The organism is Streptomyces sp. NPDC031210 (assembly GCF_055570395.1).
Window position 1 is genome coordinate 45,364 of sequence record NZ_JBVIHH010000016.1, and the last position, 15,800, is coordinate 61,163.

Annotated in this window: 16 protein-coding genes; 7 read left to right on the plus strand and 9 right to left on the minus strand. The window is 73.9% G+C overall.

Features of this window, described 5'->3' with window-relative positions; translation table 11 throughout:
* Nucleotides 1–11: 11 nt before the first annotated feature.
* A complete protein-coding gene (locus ACZ45Z_RS26365; RefSeq protein ID WP_468367136.1) occupies nt 12–1,286 on the minus strand; it encodes an exo-beta-N-acetylmuramidase NamZ family protein in 1,275 nt (424 codons plus the stop codon).
* Nucleotides 1,287–1,447: 161 nt separating this feature from the next.
* On the opposite strand from ACZ45Z_RS26365, the gene ACZ45Z_RS26370 reads away from it, so the two are divergent.
* The 3 genes from ACZ45Z_RS26370 to ACZ45Z_RS26380 all read left to right on the plus strand — a co-directional run bounded on the left by ACZ45Z_RS26370 (nt 1,448) and on the right by ACZ45Z_RS26380 (nt 4,663).
* Nucleotides 1,448–2,218, plus strand: a complete 771-nt coding sequence (locus ACZ45Z_RS26370; protein ID WP_468367139.1) for an SDR family oxidoreductase — start codon at nt 1,448–1,450, stop codon at nt 2,216–2,218.
* Nucleotides 2,219–2,339: 121 nt separating this feature from the next.
* Nucleotides 2,340–4,001, plus strand: coding sequence for a class I adenylate-forming enzyme family protein (locus ACZ45Z_RS26375; protein WP_468367141.1), 1,662 nt, complete (start codon nt 2,340–2,342; stop codon nt 3,999–4,001).
* Between the two features lie 56 nt (nt 4,002–4,057).
* A complete protein-coding gene (locus ACZ45Z_RS26380) occupies nt 4,058–4,663 on the plus strand; it encodes a TetR/AcrR family transcriptional regulator (protein ID WP_468367144.1) in 606 nt (201 codons plus the stop codon).
* A 75-nt stretch (nt 4,664–4,738) separates the two neighbouring features.
* Here ACZ45Z_RS26380 and ACZ45Z_RS26385 read toward each other — a convergent pair whose 3' ends face one another.
* From ACZ45Z_RS26385 to ACZ45Z_RS26415, 7 genes are all read right to left on the minus strand, one after another.
* Nucleotides 4,739–5,953 carry an acyl-CoA dehydrogenase family protein gene (locus ACZ45Z_RS26385; RefSeq protein WP_468367147.1) on the minus strand — a complete coding sequence of 405 codons (1,215 nt, stop codon included), beginning with the start codon at nt 5,951–5,953 and terminating at the stop codon, nt 4,739–4,741.
* Between the two features lie 8 nt (nt 5,954–5,961).
* Entirely contained in the window at nt 5,962–7,023 is a 1,062-nt protein-coding gene (locus tag ACZ45Z_RS26390; protein ID WP_468367150.1) for a phosphotransferase family protein, read from the minus strand.
* A gap of 110 nt (nt 7,024–7,133) precedes the next feature.
* On the minus strand, nt 7,134–8,168 hold the full coding sequence (locus ACZ45Z_RS26395; protein WP_468367153.1) for an MBL fold metallo-hydrolase: 1,035 nt from the start codon (nt 8,166–8,168) through the stop codon (nt 7,134–7,136).
* Between the two features lie 109 nt (nt 8,169–8,277).
* Complete coding sequence (locus ACZ45Z_RS26400; RefSeq protein WP_468367155.1) at nt 8,278–8,589, minus strand: DUF202 domain-containing protein; 312 nt, start codon at nt 8,587–8,589, stop codon at nt 8,278–8,280.
* Nucleotides 8,590–8,658: 69 nt separating this feature from the next.
* The gene (locus ACZ45Z_RS26405; protein WP_468367158.1) at nt 8,659–9,069 is read right to left on the minus strand and encodes a YidH family protein; all 411 of its coding nucleotides are present in this window, start codon (nt 9,067–9,069) and stop codon (nt 8,659–8,661) included.
* A gap of 42 nt (nt 9,070–9,111) precedes the next feature.
* Nucleotides 9,112–9,663 carry an NUDIX hydrolase gene (locus ACZ45Z_RS26410; protein ID WP_468367161.1) on the minus strand — a complete coding sequence of 184 codons (552 nt, stop codon included), beginning with the start codon at nt 9,661–9,663 and terminating at the stop codon, nt 9,112–9,114.
* Between the two features lie 45 nt (nt 9,664–9,708).
* Nucleotides 9,709–10,605 carry a DMT family transporter gene (locus ACZ45Z_RS26415; protein ID WP_468367163.1) on the minus strand — a complete coding sequence of 299 codons (897 nt, stop codon included), beginning with the start codon at nt 10,603–10,605 and terminating at the stop codon, nt 9,709–9,711.
* Nucleotides 10,606–10,842: 237 nt separating this feature from the next.
* On the opposite strand from ACZ45Z_RS26415, the gene ACZ45Z_RS26420 reads away from it, so the two are divergent.
* From ACZ45Z_RS26420 to ACZ45Z_RS26435, 4 genes are all read left to right on the plus strand, one after another.
* Nucleotides 10,843–12,498: an FAD-binding dehydrogenase gene (locus ACZ45Z_RS26420; RefSeq protein ID WP_468367166.1), complete on the plus strand. Its 1,656-nt coding sequence runs from the start codon at nt 10,843–10,845 to the stop codon at nt 12,496–12,498.
* A gap of 303 nt (nt 12,499–12,801) precedes the next feature.
* Nucleotides 12,802–13,827, plus strand: coding sequence for a hypothetical protein (locus tag ACZ45Z_RS26425; RefSeq protein WP_468367169.1), 1,026 nt, complete (start codon nt 12,802–12,804; stop codon nt 13,825–13,827).
* A gap of 64 nt (nt 13,828–13,891) precedes the next feature.
* Nucleotides 13,892–14,644 carry a molybdopterin-dependent oxidoreductase gene (locus ACZ45Z_RS26430; protein WP_468367172.1) on the plus strand — a complete coding sequence of 251 codons (753 nt, stop codon included), beginning with the start codon at nt 13,892–13,894 and terminating at the stop codon, nt 14,642–14,644.
* Nucleotides 14,628–15,251: a cytochrome b/b6 domain-containing protein gene (locus ACZ45Z_RS26435; RefSeq protein ID WP_468367175.1), complete on the plus strand. Its 624-nt coding sequence runs from the start codon at nt 14,628–14,630 to the stop codon at nt 15,249–15,251. The genes ACZ45Z_RS26430 and ACZ45Z_RS26435 overlap by 17 nt, the downstream gene beginning before the upstream one ends.
* 25 nt (nt 15,252–15,276) lie before the next feature.
* On the opposite strand, the gene ACZ45Z_RS26440 is transcribed toward ACZ45Z_RS26435, so the two are convergent.
* Nucleotides 15,277–15,678 carry a (2Fe-2S) ferredoxin domain-containing protein gene (locus tag ACZ45Z_RS26440; RefSeq protein WP_468367178.1) on the minus strand — a complete coding sequence of 134 codons (402 nt, stop codon included), beginning with the start codon at nt 15,676–15,678 and terminating at the stop codon, nt 15,277–15,279.
* Nucleotides 15,679–15,800 lie beyond the last annotated feature (122 nt).

Below are 15,800 nucleotides of genomic sequence, written 5' to 3' on the forward strand. Positions count from 1 at the left end.
CCGCCGCCCGCCTAGTGGTACCGCAGATACCGCTCCCGCACCGCCCGGAACCGTGTCAGATCCTTCTGCCACGCGGCGACGATCTCGTCCGTCGCGGAGCCGGCGTCGATCATCTTCCGTACCGTCGCGGAGCCGGTGAGGCGGTCGATCCCGTGGTCCGGGCGCCAGGCGAAGTCCTTCCAGGTGCGCTTGGCGGTGACCAGGAGGGCGATGCCGGTGCGTACCGGGTCGAAGGCGGCGCGGTGGTGGACGTGCAGTTGGACGCCGCCGATCGTCTTGCCCTGGAACTTGGAGAAGGTCGGCGCGAAGTACGCCTCCCTGAAGTGGACGCCGGGCAGGGCGAGTTCGGTGAGGGCGGCGGCCCAGTGCCGGTCGATGCCGTCGGCGCCGAGCAGTTCGAAGGGCCGGGTGGTGCCGCGTCCCTCGGAGAGGTTGGTGCCCTCGAACAGGCAGGTGCCCGCGTAGACCAGCGCGGTGTCCGCGGTGGGCATGTTGGGGCTGGGCGGCACCCACGGAAGGCCCGTCGCGTCGAAGAAGTCGCCGCGCCGCCAGCCCGACATCAGGACGGTCTCCAGTTCCACCGGCCGGCCGGCGGCCTCGGGGACGAACTCCCCGTTGAACAGCAGGGCCAGCTCCGCCACCGTCATCCCGTGCGCCTGTGAGATCGGCTCCCGGCCGATGAAGGAGGCGTACGCCTTGTCCAGCACCGGGCCGGTCGCCGCCCGGCCGGTGACCGGGTTGGGCCGGTCGAGGACCATGAAGCGCTTGCCGGCGAGCACGGCCGCGACCATGCAGTCGTACAGGGTCCAGATGTAGGTGTAGAAGCGGGCGCCGACGTCCTGGATGTCGAAGACGATCGTGTCGACGCCGGAGGCGGTGAAGATGGCGGCGAGGTCCTTGCCGCTCTTGTTGTACGTGTCGTAGACGGGCAGGCCGGTCGCGGGATCGTCGTAGCGGCCCTCCGAGCCGCCCGCCTGGGCCGTGCCCCGGAAGCCGTGCTCGGGGCCGAAGACGGCGGTCAGCCGTACCCGTTCGTCGGCGTGCATCACATCCACGATGTGGCGCAGCCGGGAGGTGACGCCGGTGGGGTTGGTGACGACGCCGATCCGCCGGCCGGCCAGCGGGCGGTAGCCGTCCGCGGCCAGCCGGTCGAAGCCGGTGCGCACCGTGCGCCCGCGCGGGGCGGGCGGCGCGGCCTGGGCGGGGGTCGTGGCGGTGGTGACGGCGGCGCCCGCCGCTCCGGTCGCCGCCAGATGCCCGAGCAGAACGCGTCTCGACAGGGCCATGCGTACACCTCCGTGAGCGGATACGTGTCGTGCGCACGCTAACGCGCCCGGGGCGGACAAGGAACGCACCGGGCCGTCCTTGCCGTGGCCTCTTCCGCTGGGACATACCGACTGGTTAGTCTGCCAGCCTGCCGAGTACACCCGACCGAGGGAGACACCGCGTGGAAGCCGTACGGGACAAGGCCGTCGTCGTGACCGGGGCGGGCGGGGGGATCGGCGCCGCGCTGGCCCGCCGGTTCGCCGCCGCGGGCGCCCGCGTCGCGGTCAACGACCTGGACGAGGCCAAGGCCGCCAAGACCGCCGCGGAGATAGGCGCCGTGGCCGTCCCCGGTGACGCCTCCACCGTCGTCCCCGCCGCCCGCGAGGCGCTCGGCGGCACCGTCGACGTCTTCTGCGCCAACGCCGGCGTCGCACCGGCCGGCGGCCCCGAGGCCGCCGAGGACGTCTGGCTCCAGGCATGGGACGTCAACGTCATGGCGCACGTCCGGGCCGCCCGCGACCTGCTGCCGGAGTGGCTGGAGCGCGGCGGCGGCCGCTTCGTGTCCACCGTCTCCGCCGCCGGACTGCTCACCATGGTCGGCTCCGCCCCGTACAGCGTCACCAAGCACGGCGCGTACGCGTTCGCCGAATGGCTCTCGGCGACCTACCGCCACCGCGGTATCGACGTGCACGCCATCTGCCCCCAGGGCGTCCGCACCGACATGCTGGCGGTCACCGGAGCCGCCGGCGACCTGGTCCTGAACCCGGGCGCCATCGAGCCGCCCGCCGTCGCCGACGCGCTGTTCACCGCCATCGAGGAGCGCCGCTTCCTCGTCCTGCCGCACCCGGAGGTCGCCGGCTACTACGCCGCGCGGGCCACCGACCCCGACCGCTGGCTCGCCGGCATGAACCACCTCCAGCGGAAGCTGGAACAGGCCGAGGCCCGCGACTGACACGACCGGGGGGGGGGGGGGGGGGGGGGGGGGGGCGCCCCCCCCCCCCCCCCCCCCGCACGGCACCCCAGGGTCCCTTACAGGGATGATCAGGCGATCAGGAAGAAAGGGCCGCACCCCGATGACCTCCTACCAGGACAAGCCGTGGCTGGCGCAGCTCAACGACGCCCAGCGCGCACCCGTCCGGCCGCCCGCCTCGACGCTGCACGCCTTCCGGGACGCGGTCCGCCGTGTCCCCGACCGCACGGCGCTCGCCTACTTCGACGGCCGGCTGTCCTACGCCGACACCGACGCGCTCTCCGACGGCATCGCCGCCCACCTCGTCGAGCGCGGCTTCCGGCGCGGCGACCGGGCCGCCGTCATGCTCCAGAACACCCCGCACTTCGTGCTGGCCCTGCTCGGCGTCTGGAAAGCGGGCGGCGTGGCGGTGCCCGTCAACCCGATGTACAAGTCCGGCGAGCTGCGGCACATCCTGGACGACGCCGAGGTCACCGCCGTCATCTGCGCCGACCGCACCTGGGACGCCTACCTGCGCGACACGGTGGCCGGCACGCCCTCCGTCCGCATCGCGCTGACCGCCTGCGAGCTGGACCTCCAGACCCGCGACGACAGCCGCGTCCTGCGCGGCGAACGGCTCGGGCCGCGCGAGGGCGCCGACGACCTGCTGACCGCCGCGCGCACGGCCGGCCGCATCCGCGCCGTGCCGGCCGACCCCGGGCTGACCGCCGCCGACCTCGCCCTGATCAGCTACACCTCCGGCACCAGCGGAACCCCCAAGGGCGCCACCAACACCCACGGGAACATCAGCTACAACGCCGAACGCCAGCGCACCGGCCTGGGCCTGCCCGAAGGCGCCACCTACTTCGCGCTCGCCCCGCTCTTCCACATCACCGGCATGGTGTGCGAACTGGCCGCCTGCTTCACCAATCGCGGCACCCTCGCGCTGGCCTACCGCTTCGAGGCGGGCGTCGTCCTGGACGCCTTCGCCGAGCACCGCCCCGCCTACACCGTCGGCCCCTCCACCGCCTACATGGCGCTGATGGCCCACCCCCGCGTCACCCGCGACCACTTCTCGTCCTTCGCGACGATGTCCTCGGGCGGCGCGCCGCTGCCGCCCGCCCTCGTGGAGAAGTTCCGCGCGAGCTTCGGCCCGTACCTCCACAACGGCTACGGCCTGACCGAATGCACCGCCCCCTGCGCCAGCGTCCCGCCCGGCAGGGAGGCGCCCGTCGACAAGGTCTCGGGCACCCTGGCCGTCGGCGTGCCCGGCCCCGACACGGTCGTCCGCATCATCGGCGAGGACGGCCGGGACCTGCCGTTCGGCGAACAGGGCGAAATAGCGGTCCGCGGCCCCCAGGTCGTCCCCGGCTACTGGCGGCGGCCCGACGCCACCGCCGAGGCCCTCCCCGGCGGTGAACTGCGCACCGGCGACGTCGGCTTCATGGACGACGACGGCTGGCTGTACGTCGTCGACCGCAAGAAGGACATGATCAACGCCTCCGGTTTCAAGGTGTGGCCGCGCGAGGTCGAGGACGTCCTCTACACCCACCCGGCGGTGCGCGAGGCGGCCGTCGTCGGGGTGCCGGACAGCTACCGGGGTGAGACGGTGCGGGCCTACGTCAGCCTGCGGCCGGACCTGGCCGCCGAGCCCGCGGAGCTGGCCGCCTACTGCGAGGAACGGCTCGCGGCGTACAAATATCCACGGGAGGTGCGGATCCTGCCCGAGCTTCCGAAGACGACGAGTGGCAAGATCCTCCGACGGGAGCTGCGCCACCGCGCGTGACCACGAAAGCCGCGCGGGAACATCGGCGGCGCAAGCACGAAGGACAGGTGAGGGCGATGGCCGGCACGACGGACGGCAACGGACACGGCAGCACGAAGCCCGTGGCCCAGCGGCTGCTGGCCACCGCCACCAGGCTCTTCGCGGAGCAGGGCTACGACCGCACCTCCGTCCAGGAGATCGTGGACGCGGCGGGCGTCACCAAAGGCGCCCTCTACCACTACTTCGGCTCCAAGGACGATCTGCTGCACGAGGTCTACGGCCGCGTCCTGCGCCTCCAGCAGGAGCGGCTCGACCACTTCGCGGGCTCCGACGCGCCCGTCGAGCGGCGGCTGCGGGACGCCGCCGCCGATGTCGTCGTCACCACCATCGAAAACCTCGACGACACGAAGATCTTCTTCCGTTCCATGCACCACCTCAGCCCCGAGAAGGACAAGCAGGTACGGGCCGAACGGCGCCGCTACCACGAGCGGTTCCGGGCGCTGATCGAGGAGGGCCAGCGCACCGGGGTGTTCGCCGCCGACATCCCCGCCGACCTCGTCGTCGACTACCACTTCGGCTCGGTGCACCACCTCGGCACGTGGTACCGCGAGGGCGGCCCGCTCAGCCCGCAGCAGGTCGCCGACCACCTCGCCGAGCTGCTGCTGCGCGCGCTGCGCCCGTAGGGCAGCGCCCGCACCCACCGGCGACGACGCGGGAGCCCCCCGGCCGCACGGCCAGGGGGCTCCTCGGTGCGTTCCCTAGAGGTACTTCTTCAGCTCCCGGCGGGCCAGCGACCGCTGGTGCACCTCGTCCGGGCCGTCCGCCAGACGCAGCGTCCGCGCCGCCGCCCACAGCTCCGCCAGCGGGAAGTCCTGGCTGACGCCGCCGGCGCCGTACAACTGCACCGCCCGGTCGATGATGTCCACGACCGTCCGGGGCGTGGCGATCTTGATGGACTGGATCTCGGTGTGCGCGCCCTTGTTGCCGACGGTGTCCATCAGCCACGCCGTCTTCAGCACCAGCAGCCGCAACTGCTCCACCGCCACCCGCGCGTCCGCGATCCACGCCTGGACCACGCCCTGCTGCGCCAGCGGCTTGCCGAAGGCCGTACGCGTCACCGCCCGGCGGCACATGAGCTCGATGGCCCGCTCGGCCATGCCGATCAGCCGCATGCAGTGGTGGATCCGGCCGGGGCCGAGCCGGGCCTGGGCGATGGCGAAACCGCCGCCCTCCTCGCCGATCAGATGGGCCGCCGGCACCCGCACGTTGTCGAAGACCACCTCGGCGTGCCCGCCGTGGTAGTGGTCCTCGTAGCCGTAGACCCGCATTGCGCGCTTGACCACCAGGCCGGGGGTGTCGCGCGGCACCAGGATCATCGACTGCTGGCGGCGGATGTCCTCGCCGTCCGGGTCGGTCTTGCCCATCACGATGAAGATCTGGCACAGCGGGTTCATCGCGCCGGAGATGTACCACTTGCGGCCGTTGATGACGTAGTCGTCACCGTCCCGCTCGATCCGCGTCTCGATGTTCGTCGCGTCCGACGACGCCACGTCCGGCTCCGTCATCGCGAACGCCGACCGGATCTCGCCCGCCAGCAGCGGCTCCAGCCACTGCTTGCGCTGCGCCTCGTCGCCGAACTGCGCGAGCACCTCCATGTTGCCGGTGTCCGGGGCCGCGCAGTTCAGCGCGGTCGGGGCGAGCTGCGGGCTGCGGCCGGTGATCTCCGCCAGCGGCGCGTACTGGAGATTCGTCAGCCCCGCGCCGTGCTCCGCGTCCGGCAGGAAGAGATTCCACAGGCCCTGGCGCCGCGCCTCGGCCTTGAGGTCCTCGACGATCGCGGGGGTGTCCCAGGGGGAGGCGAGCCGCGCCCGCTGTTCGTGCGCGGTCTCCTCGGCCGGCAGGACGTGCTCGTCCATGAACGCCAGCAGTTTCTGCCGCAGTTCTTCCGTACGGGCGTCGAATGCGAAGTCCATGAGGTGCCTCAGCCTTCCTTGAGAGCGGACAGGGTGGAACGGCCGTGCTCGATGAAGACCGGAACGACCTCGCCGATCCGGTCGAAGCCCGCGCCCAGCGTCTGGCCGAGGGTGTAGCGGTAGTGGATGCCCTCCAAGATCACCGCGAGTTTGAAGTACGCGAAAGCGGTGTACCAGGCGACCTGCGAGACATCCCGCCCGGACCGGGCCGCGTAGCGCTCGATCAGCTCGGCGGGCTCGGGGTGCCCGGGCGCGCCGCGGGTGGTGGTGATGGGGGAGTCCGGGGTTTCCCGCTGCTCGCTGTACATGACCAGCAGCCCGAGGTCGGTGAGCGGATCGCCGAGGGTGGACATCTCCCAGTCCAGTACGGCCGTGATCCGGTCGTCGGCGCCGACCAGGACGTTGTCCAGCCGGTAGTCGCCGTGGATCACCGTCGGCGCGGGGGAGTCGGGCAGCGCCTTGGCCAGCTCCTCGTGGAGCGCGTCGATCCCCGGCAGGTCGCGATTCCTCGACGCCGCCAACTGCTTGCCCCACCGCCGCAGTTGGCGCTCCAAGAAGCCCTCGGGGCGGCCGAAGTCGCCGAGCCCGGCGGCCTCCGGGTCGACCGCGTGCAGCGCGACGAGGGTGTCGACGAGGGAGAGCACGACCCCGCGGGTGCGCTCGGCGCCCAGCGGCCGGAGCTGGTCGGCGGTGCGGTACGGCGTGCCCTCCACCAGCTCCATCACGTAGAAGGGCGCGCCGATGACCGACTCGTCCTCGCACAGCAGCAGCGCCTCGGGCACCGGCACCGGCGTGTCGTACAGCGCGCTGATGACCCGGTGCTCGCGCCGCATGTCGTGCGCGGTGGCCAGGACGTGGCCGAGCGGCGGGCGGCGCACGACCCAGGAGGAGGCGCCGTCGGTGACGCGATAGGTGAGATTGGACCGCCCGCCCTCGATCAGCCGCGCGCGCAGCGGCCCGCCGGCCAGGCCCGGCCGCTCCCGGTCCAGATGCTCGCGCAATCGCTCCAGGTCGAGGCCCGGGGGAACCTCCCGGGCCGCGTCCTGAGGGGGAGGGGTGCCCTTGCTCATCGTGCTCCTCCGAACGGAAGGGTCGTCTCGGTTGCTGCCACGATCATGCCGACTAGTCGGTATGGCGTCCAGTGCCCGTGCGTAGGGCGTCGGTCACGCCGCGGCGCGCCTCAGGCGTGGCAGGGCATCGGAACCCCGCCGTTCATGGCGGTCATCGCGGCGAATGCCGCCACCGGGTCCAGCGGCGCCCCCGGCGCGGCGCCCGCCAGCTCGGCGTACGCCCGGTGCAGATTCGCCACCAGCCGCTCACTCTCGGCCAGCTCCGCGAACGGCCCCAGGTCCGCCTCCCGGGCCACTTCCAGCGGGGTGCGGCCGGCCGCCCGGCCCGCGCGCGCCAGCGCGTCGACGAACCGCAGGTAGCGCTCGACGTCGTCGTACACCTCGGGCCCCGTCACCCGGCCGTGCCCGGGGACGACGGTCTCCGCGTCCAGCGAGCGCAGCAGCTCCAGGGCGCGCAGCGACCCGGCCAGCGAGCCCATGAGGACGAAGGGGGTGCCGCCGTGGAAGACGAGGTCGCCGGTGAAGACGACGCGCTGCCGGGGCAGCCAGACGATGGTGTCGCCCGTGGTGTGCGCGACGCCGGGGTGGATCAGCCGGACCTCCGTGCCGCCGACGTGCACGGTCAGCTCGTCGGTGAAGGTGACGGACGGCGCGGTGAGGCGGATGTCGCCGTACTCCACCCCCGGCCACATCGTGTGGAGCTGGTGCCCGGCGGCCAGCAGTTCCCGGCGGCAGGCCGCGTGCCCGATGATCGTCGCCTCCGGGGCGAAGACGCCGTTGCCGTAGGTGTGGTCGCCGTGGTGGTGGGTGTTGACCACCGTGCGGGGCGCCGGAGCGCCGCTCTCGGTGATCCGGCGGCGCAGCAGGCGCGCACGGCGCTCGGTGGCCGCGGTGTCCACCACGAGCGTGTCCTCCCCGTCGGTGACGAAACCCGCGTTGTTCAGGCACCACCCGCCGTCCGGCTGGATGAACGCGTGGACCCCGGCGGCCAGTTCGAGGAGATACGGCTCCCCGACGGGGGACGCGCCGCCGGGCGGGGCGGCGGCGGAGGGTTCGGCGACGGGTGCGTCCGTGGCACTCGCTCCGCGGGCCGGCGGCCCGGCGTCGTACGGATCGCTGGTCGGCGGCGTCGCCGTACTGCCCATGGCTGTGTCCCCTCGGCTGATGGTCGGTCAGTGCCCGCTGCCCGTACGGCCTCACGTCCGTCCCGGGCGGCGGCGGGTGTCGCGTCACGGTACCCGCGGCGGCCCCCGCTCACCCCGGCAGGATCACCGCGCCGCCCACCGCCAGCGCGACGGTGCAGCCCGCCAGCAGCAGTACGGTCCGAGGCGGCAGCCGGGCCGGTCGACCGGCCGCCAGCGCCCGCGTCCGGCCGTGCGCGACCGCGACGAACGCGCACCACACCGAGACCGTCAGCACCGCCAGCGCCACTTCCGCCGCCCCGGGCGCACCGGTCACCACCAGCCGCCGCCCGGCCAGCACCGCGACGGCCGTCACGGACAGCGTCGTCCGCCGCCAGGCCAGCCGTGTCCGCTCGGGCTGCAACCCCGGATCCCGCGCGGGCACCGAGGGCCGGGCCGCCTCCCGCCACCCGGGCCGTGCCCGCGCACCCTCCCGCCACCCGGGCCCCCGCACCTACCCGGTCCGTCCTGTCAGCACCAGCACCACCAGGGCCCCCGCCAGCACCCCGACGCCCAGCGCCAGCACCGTCGGGAAGCGGGAGAGCGGCAGGTCCTCGCCGCGCCGCATCGCGCGTTCGCACCGCACCCAGTGGTTGACCGCCCGCAGCGCGCACAGCGCACCGCCCGCCAGCAGCACCACCGTGCCGGTCACCCGCAGCGCGCCGGGCAGGCCGGGCAGGAACTGGTCCACCGCGAATCCGCCGCCGACCAGCGCGAGCCCGGTGCGCAGCCAGGCGAGGAAGGTCCGCTCGTTGGCGAGCGAGAAGCGGTAGTCGGGGGTCGTGCCCTCCTGGCGGACCCGCGCCGGTGAGCACCACAGCCGCAGGCTCGCGCCGGCCGACCGCAGGGCGTCGGTGAGGAGCATGGCCGAAACCCTACCGGCCGTCCCGGGACGCGCCCCGGGACCTCAGAGCTCTCCTGCCGCGCCCCGGGCGACCAGCCGCTCGTACGCCGCGAGGCCGTCCGGCGTCCACGGCCACTGTCCGAGCCGCCGGGTCAGCTCCTCCTCGGTGACGAAGGCGTGCCAGTCGATCTCCGACTCCTGCGGGGCGACCGGCAGGGTGCAGCGCACCTCGTACACCGCGGACCACCAGGTGTGCTCCGGCGTCTCGTACAGGAACGTGAAGAGCCGCTCCGGGCGCGGCAGGCCGGTGACGCCCAGCTCCTCCTCCGCCTCCCGCAGCGCCGCCTCGTCGTAGCTCTCGCCGGCGCCGACCACGCCGCCGACGAACATGTCGTAGTGCCCGGGGAAGACCAGCTTGTGCGGGGTGCGCCGGTGGACGAAGATCCGGTCCTCGGCGTCCCGTACCAGGACGAAGGCGCAGCGGGTGCGCAGCCGGCGGGCGTACGCCTCGCCGCGCGGGGCCTGCCCCACGACCTGGTCGTTCTCGTCGACGACGTCGAGGATCTCGTCCGCGTTGAGCGGTTGCCGGGCGTTGAGCGGTTGCTGAGCGGTCATGGAGCCATGCAACCACCACGGGGGCGGGGCCGTCCGGGGGACTGCTCAGTGCGGCTGCAGCTCCCGGGCGTCCTCCGTCTGCCCGGCGCCCGGCGGCATCGCGGGATGGCTGCCGATGAGCACGATTCCCGTGACGACGGCCGCGATCCCGGCCGCCTCCCAGGCCAGCGCGCCGGTCGTCATCTCCAGTTGGTCCCCGAGGAAGCCGACCCCGCAGGCGATCCCGGCCAGCGGCTGGGCGGCGGTCAGCGCGGGCAGCGACAGCCGCAGCGGCGCCGTCTCGAACGCGCTCTGCACCAGCACCAGGGCCAGCACACCGAGCACGACGATGGCGTACGGCTGCCAGGTCGTGAGCAGGGCCGGCCAGCCGCCGCTCTCGAATCGCTCCCCGCAGATCCGGGTGAGCGCGTCCTGGAGCCCGTAGACCAGCCCGGCCGCCAGGCCCAGCAGCGACGCCTCCAGGCTGACGTGCACCCGCTCGCGTTTGGCGACGGCGGCCAGCAGCAGCGCGATGGCCAGCACCCCGCCCATGATCAGCCACTGCGAGAGCTGTCCCACCTCGCTGTCGCTGCCCCCGCGCGGCCGGCCCCCCACGATGAACGCGGTCACCCCGCCCGCCAGGAGCCACAGCCCGCCCCACCCGGTCCGGCCGAGCCGCTGCCGGGTCAGCCGCCGGGCCAGCGCCATCGCGAACAGCAGGTTCGTCGCCAGCAGCGGCTCCACCAGCGAGATGTCGCCCATGCCCAGCGCCACCGCGCCGAGCGCCATCCCGGCGACCATCAGGGCGATGCCGGCCACCCAGCGCGGCATCCGTACGAGGTCGAGCAGCAGGCGCAGGGAGAGGAAGTCCTGCTTGGGCGCGTGCTGTGCCGCGGCCTGCTGGAAGACGAAGCCGAGTCCCAGACAGCAGGCCGCGCCAAGGGCGAGCAGTATCACCGTCACGTCGCACACCTCGTATCGCGCGGGGCGGGGGATGCGCCTGAGGATAGCTATCCGACGGCGGCCGCGTGGTGGCCCGCGTCACCCCTCATTCTCCCGCCCACCCGGCTCTACCACCAGGTAACAAGGTGTTGACGCCGTAGCCGGGTGCACTGAGGATCATTGCCACCACGGCGGCCGGGGTGTGCGAGGCGCCCCGCGGCCCGGCGTGTCCGGCGTTTTCCGATGAGGAGAGCAGAGATGGCGTACGACGCTGACGTGATCGTGATCGGAGCGGGCCTGGCGGGGCTGGCGGCCACCGCCGAGCTGGTGGACGCCGGACGCAAGGTGATCCTGCTGGACCAGGAACCCGAACAGTCCCTCGGCGGGCAGGCCCACTGGTCCTTCGGCGGCCTCTTCCTGGTGGACTCGCCCGAACAGCGCCGCCTGCGGATCCGCGACAGCCACGAGCTGGCCTGGCAGGACTGGCTCGGCACGGCGGGCTTCGACCGCCCCGAGGACCACTGGCCGCGCCAGTGGGCCGAGGCGTACGTCGACTTCGCCGCGGGCGAGAAACGCTCCTGGCTGCACCGCCAGGGCCTGCGGATCTTCCCCGTCGTCGGCTGGGCGGAGCGCGGCGGCTACGACGCGACCGGGCACGGCAACTCCGTACCCCGCTTCCACGTCACCTGGGGCACCGGACCGGGCGTCGTCGCGCCGTTCGAGCGCCGGGTACGGGCCGGTGTCGCGCGCGGCCTGGTCGAGCTGCGCTTCCGCCACCGGGTCACGGGCCTGGCGCGCAGCGCCGGCAGTCTGGACACGGTCAGCGGCGAGATCCTGGAGCCGTCCGACGCCGAGCGCGGCACCCCCAGCGGCCGGGAGGTGGCGGGCGCCTTCGAACTCCGGGCCCAGGCGGTGATCGTCACCTCGGGCGGCATCGGCGGCAACCACGACCTGGTCCGCGCCAACTGGCCCGCGCGGCTGGGCACGCCGCCGGAGCGGATGCTCTCCGGCGTACCGGCGCATGTGGACGGCCTGATGCTGGGCATCACCGAGGCGGCCGGCGGCCGGATCATCAACCGTGACCGGATGTGGCACTACACCGAGGGCATCGACAACTGGAACCCGATCTGGCCGCGGCACGGCATCCGCATCCTGTCCGGGCCCTCGCCGCTGTGGCTCGACGCGCGCGGCAAGCGGCTGCCGGTGCCGCTCTTCCCCGGCTTCGACACCCTCGGCACCCTCGAACACATCATGAGATCCGGCCACGACCACACCTGGTTCGTGCTCACCCAGAAGATCATCGAGAAGGAGTTCACCCTCTCGGGATCCGAACAGAATCCCGATCTGACCGGAAAGAGCGTCCGGGACGTCCTCGGGCGGGCCAGATCGGGAGCGCCGGGCCCGGTGCGGGCGTTCATGGAGCACGGCGCGGACTTCATCGTCGAACGCTCCCTGACGGACCTGGTGCGGCGGATGAACGCGCTGACCAAGGAACCGCTGATCGACGAGGCCGCGCTGCGCGGCGAGATCGTGGCGCGCGACCGCGAGATCGCGAACTCCTTCACCAAGGACCTCCAGGTCACGGCGATGCGCGGGGCCCGCAAATACCTCGGCGACCGGCTGATCCGCACCGCCGCCCCGCACCGGCTGCTGGATCCGAAAGCCGGCCCGCTGATCGCCGTACGACTGAACATCCTCACCCGCAAGACCCTCGGCGGACTGGAGACCGACCTCTCCTCCCGGGTGCTGACCGACGGCGGCGAGCCCCTCCCCGGCCTCTACGCGGCGGGCGAGGCGGCGGGCTTCGGCGGCGGCGGGGTACACGGCTACCGGTCGCTGGAGGGCACCTTCCTCGGCGGCTGCCTCTTCTCGGGGCGTACGGCGGGACGCGCGGCGGCCAGGGCCGTCGGCTGACGGCGGGGCCGTGGGAGCCCCGCGCCCGCCCCCCAATACCCCTTCCCCGCGCGGGAATCGACGGATCCGGCCATTCCTTTTCGCGCCTTGACGCGGAGCAGTGGCTACCGCTTTGCTGTGCGTGATGACTTGGTGTGGACCAGACCAATGCCTCTGCGCAGGCGGGCCACGCGGGGCCGCCCCTGAGGTGTCCCGCGGCGCGCGCCCCGGTCCGCGGCCCGTTCCCGGCGCCGGTCCACCCATCACTCGGGACGACCGTGAGGGGAAAGACCGGTGGCAGCACGTCATGGAGTGCCCTGGCCCGTGGCACCTCCCCCGCCCGCGCCGTTTCCCGCCCTCCCGCCGCCCCGCCCGCGCCGCGCGAGCGCCCCGCTGCTCGGCCCGGCCCTGGACGACACCCAACTGATCACCGCCGTCGAGGCGTTCGCCGGCGGCCGGTGGACGAGGGTGCGCACCCTCCTGGCCGCGACCGGTGACGACTGGGACCTGCGCGCCCACCGCTTAACCGTGCTCGCCCGCTGCCCGGGCGGCGCGGCCTGGGCCCGCGACTGGCAACTCGCCGAGCCCGGCAGCGGGGACGCCGCCACCCTCCTGGCCTGCGCCGCGGTCCGGAGCGCGGTCCGCGGCACCGGCAGCGTCCAGGCGGCGGACGCGGCCTGCGAGGCCGCCGCCCGGATGCTGCCGCGCGACCCCACCCCCTGGCTCGCCGCGCTCCTCCTCGCCCGCCGCACCGGAGCCACCCGCGCCCGCGACCACGCCTTCGCCCAGATACGCGCCCGCCACCCCGACCACCACCACGCCCACCACGTCATGACCGCGGCCCTGGCCGAAACACCCCGACCCGCCACCGGCGAGGGCGCCCACCCGGTCCACGCCTTCGCCGCCCGGGCCGCGGAACGGGCCCCCGCCGACTCCCCGCTGGCCGTCCTCCCCGTCGTCGCGCACGCCGAGCGCTACCGCGTCCTGACCACCACCGGCCTCCCGCCGTCCCACCCGGCGGCATCCGGCCACTGGTCCACCGGCCCCGCCCGCCAGGCCCTGCGCGCCGCGTTCGACTGGTGGCTGGAGTGGGAGGCCGAGGACCACCCCCGCCGCAAGGTCGACCTCAACTTCCTCGCCCACGCCCAGTACCACCAAGGCCGGATGGCCGAGGCCGCCGCCCTCTTCCACCGCATCGGCCCGCACCCCACACCCGCCCCCTGGTCGTACGGACACAGCGACGCCGGCCGGTCCTTCCACACCGCCCGCGCCACCGCGCTGCACGCCCTCGCGCCCCGCACCCACCGGTCACCGGGGCCGGCCACCCGCCCCGGCGGCCCCGCCCGATGACGAAAGTCTGACGCCGGCCCCTTGGGCACTGGCCTCCGCCGCCCCACGGTGTTCGAATACAAGAGTGACCAAGGAGATCCGGGCCCCCGCGCCGGACGGCGGCGGCGAGGACGGGCGCGGTACCCCCGTCGGCCGCCGCCTCGTGCTCGGCATGCTCGCGGCGGGCGCCGCCGGCGTCGCCACCGCCCCCTTCCTCCAGCGCGCCTACGACAACACCCTCGGCGCCGCCGCCCAGAACGACCCCACCGGCCTGTCCGGCCTGCTCCCCGCCGGCGGTGGCTTCCGCTACTACTCGGTGACCGGTTCCGTCCCGCACAAGGACGAACGGACCTACCGCCTCACCGTCGACGGCCTGGTGCGCCACCGCACCACCTACCGCCTCGCCGACCTGCGGGCCCTCCCGCAGACCCGGCTCATGCGCGACGTCCAGTGCGTCACCGGCTGGCGGGTGCCCGACACCCCCTTCGAAGGCGTACGCCTGGCCGACCTCCTCGACGCCGCGGGCGTCCGCCCCCAGGCCAGGGCCGTCCGCTTCGTCTGCTTCGACGGCTCCTACAGCGAATCCCTCACCCTCGAACAGGCCCGCCGCCCCGACGTCCTGGTGGCCCTGCGCATGCAGGACAAACCCCTCAGCCACGCCCACGGCGGCCCGGCCCGCCTCTACGTCGCGCCCATGTACTTCTACAAGTCGGCGAAATGGCTCTCCGGCATCACCGTCACCGGCCGCGTGGAACCCGGCTACTGGGAAGAGCGCGGCTACGACGTCGACGCCTGGGTCGGCAGGTCGAACGGACGCGACGATGCGCCGACCACCTGAGCCCCCCGCGGCCGGCCCCCGCCTCCGCCGCTTCACCCCCGCCGAACACTGGGTGCACCGCACCACCGCCACCCTCATGGCGGTCTGCGTCCTGACCGCCGGCGCCCTCTACCTGCCCTTCCTCGCCGAACTCGTCGGCCGCCGGGCCCTCATGGTCACCGTCCACGAATGGTCCGGCATCCTGCTGCCCTCCCCCCTGCTCCTGGGCCTGGCCTCCCGCGCCCTGCGCGCCGACCTCACCCGCCTCAACCGCTACGGCCCGCACGACCGCCAGTGGCTGCGCGCCGCCCTGCGCCGCCGCCGCGCCCGCCGGGCCGGCAAATTCAACGCCGGCCAGAAGCTCTACGCGGCCTGGATCGCCGGCGCCGTCCTCGTGATGATGGCCACCGGCCTGCTGATGTGGTTCACCCACCTCGCCCCGCTCGCCTGGCGCACCGGCGCCACCTTCGTCCACGACTGGCTCGCCCTCGCCGTCGTCATCGTCGTCGCCGGACACGTCTGGATGGCCTTCGGCGACCGCGAGTCGCGCCGCGGTATGCGCACCGGCTACGTCGACGCCCACTGGGCGCGGCGCGAACACCCGCTGTGGAAGCCCGAGGACGACTGAGCGGCCGGCCCGGCGGCCGCGCCGGTCACTTCTCCAGCCCCTCCCGCACCCGCCGCGACACCGTGATCGCGTACAGGTCGAGCACCCCCGGCGGTTCGGCGAGCCCCGGACCGCCGGCCCGGATCCAGGCCGCGATGTCCGCCAGCGCGTCGTCGTCGTTGACCAGCCCCAGCCAGACCGGTCGGCCGCCCGCCGCCCGGCCCGCCGCCGACGGCTGGACCACGACCACGTTCGCCTGGTCGCACACGTCCAGGCACTCCGAGGCCCGCACCGGCGCCGCGCCCTCCAGCGCCGCGCGCAGCCGGGGTATCTGCCCGGCGTGGTCGACACCCGGGATCTTGGCCGCGTCGCCGCAGCAGCAACCACGGCAGACGGTCACCCGGCACGGGGCTGTGCCCGCCGCCTGTCCGGAACGCTTGGTGATCATCCGGCCCATGCTACGTGCGCCCCACCACCTCCTGGCACCGCGCCCCGGGCCCGCGGGCCGCGCCCCTCGCCGTAGGCCCCGTGCCGGGCGCACCCGCCCGTACGCGGCCCCGGCAAGATCCG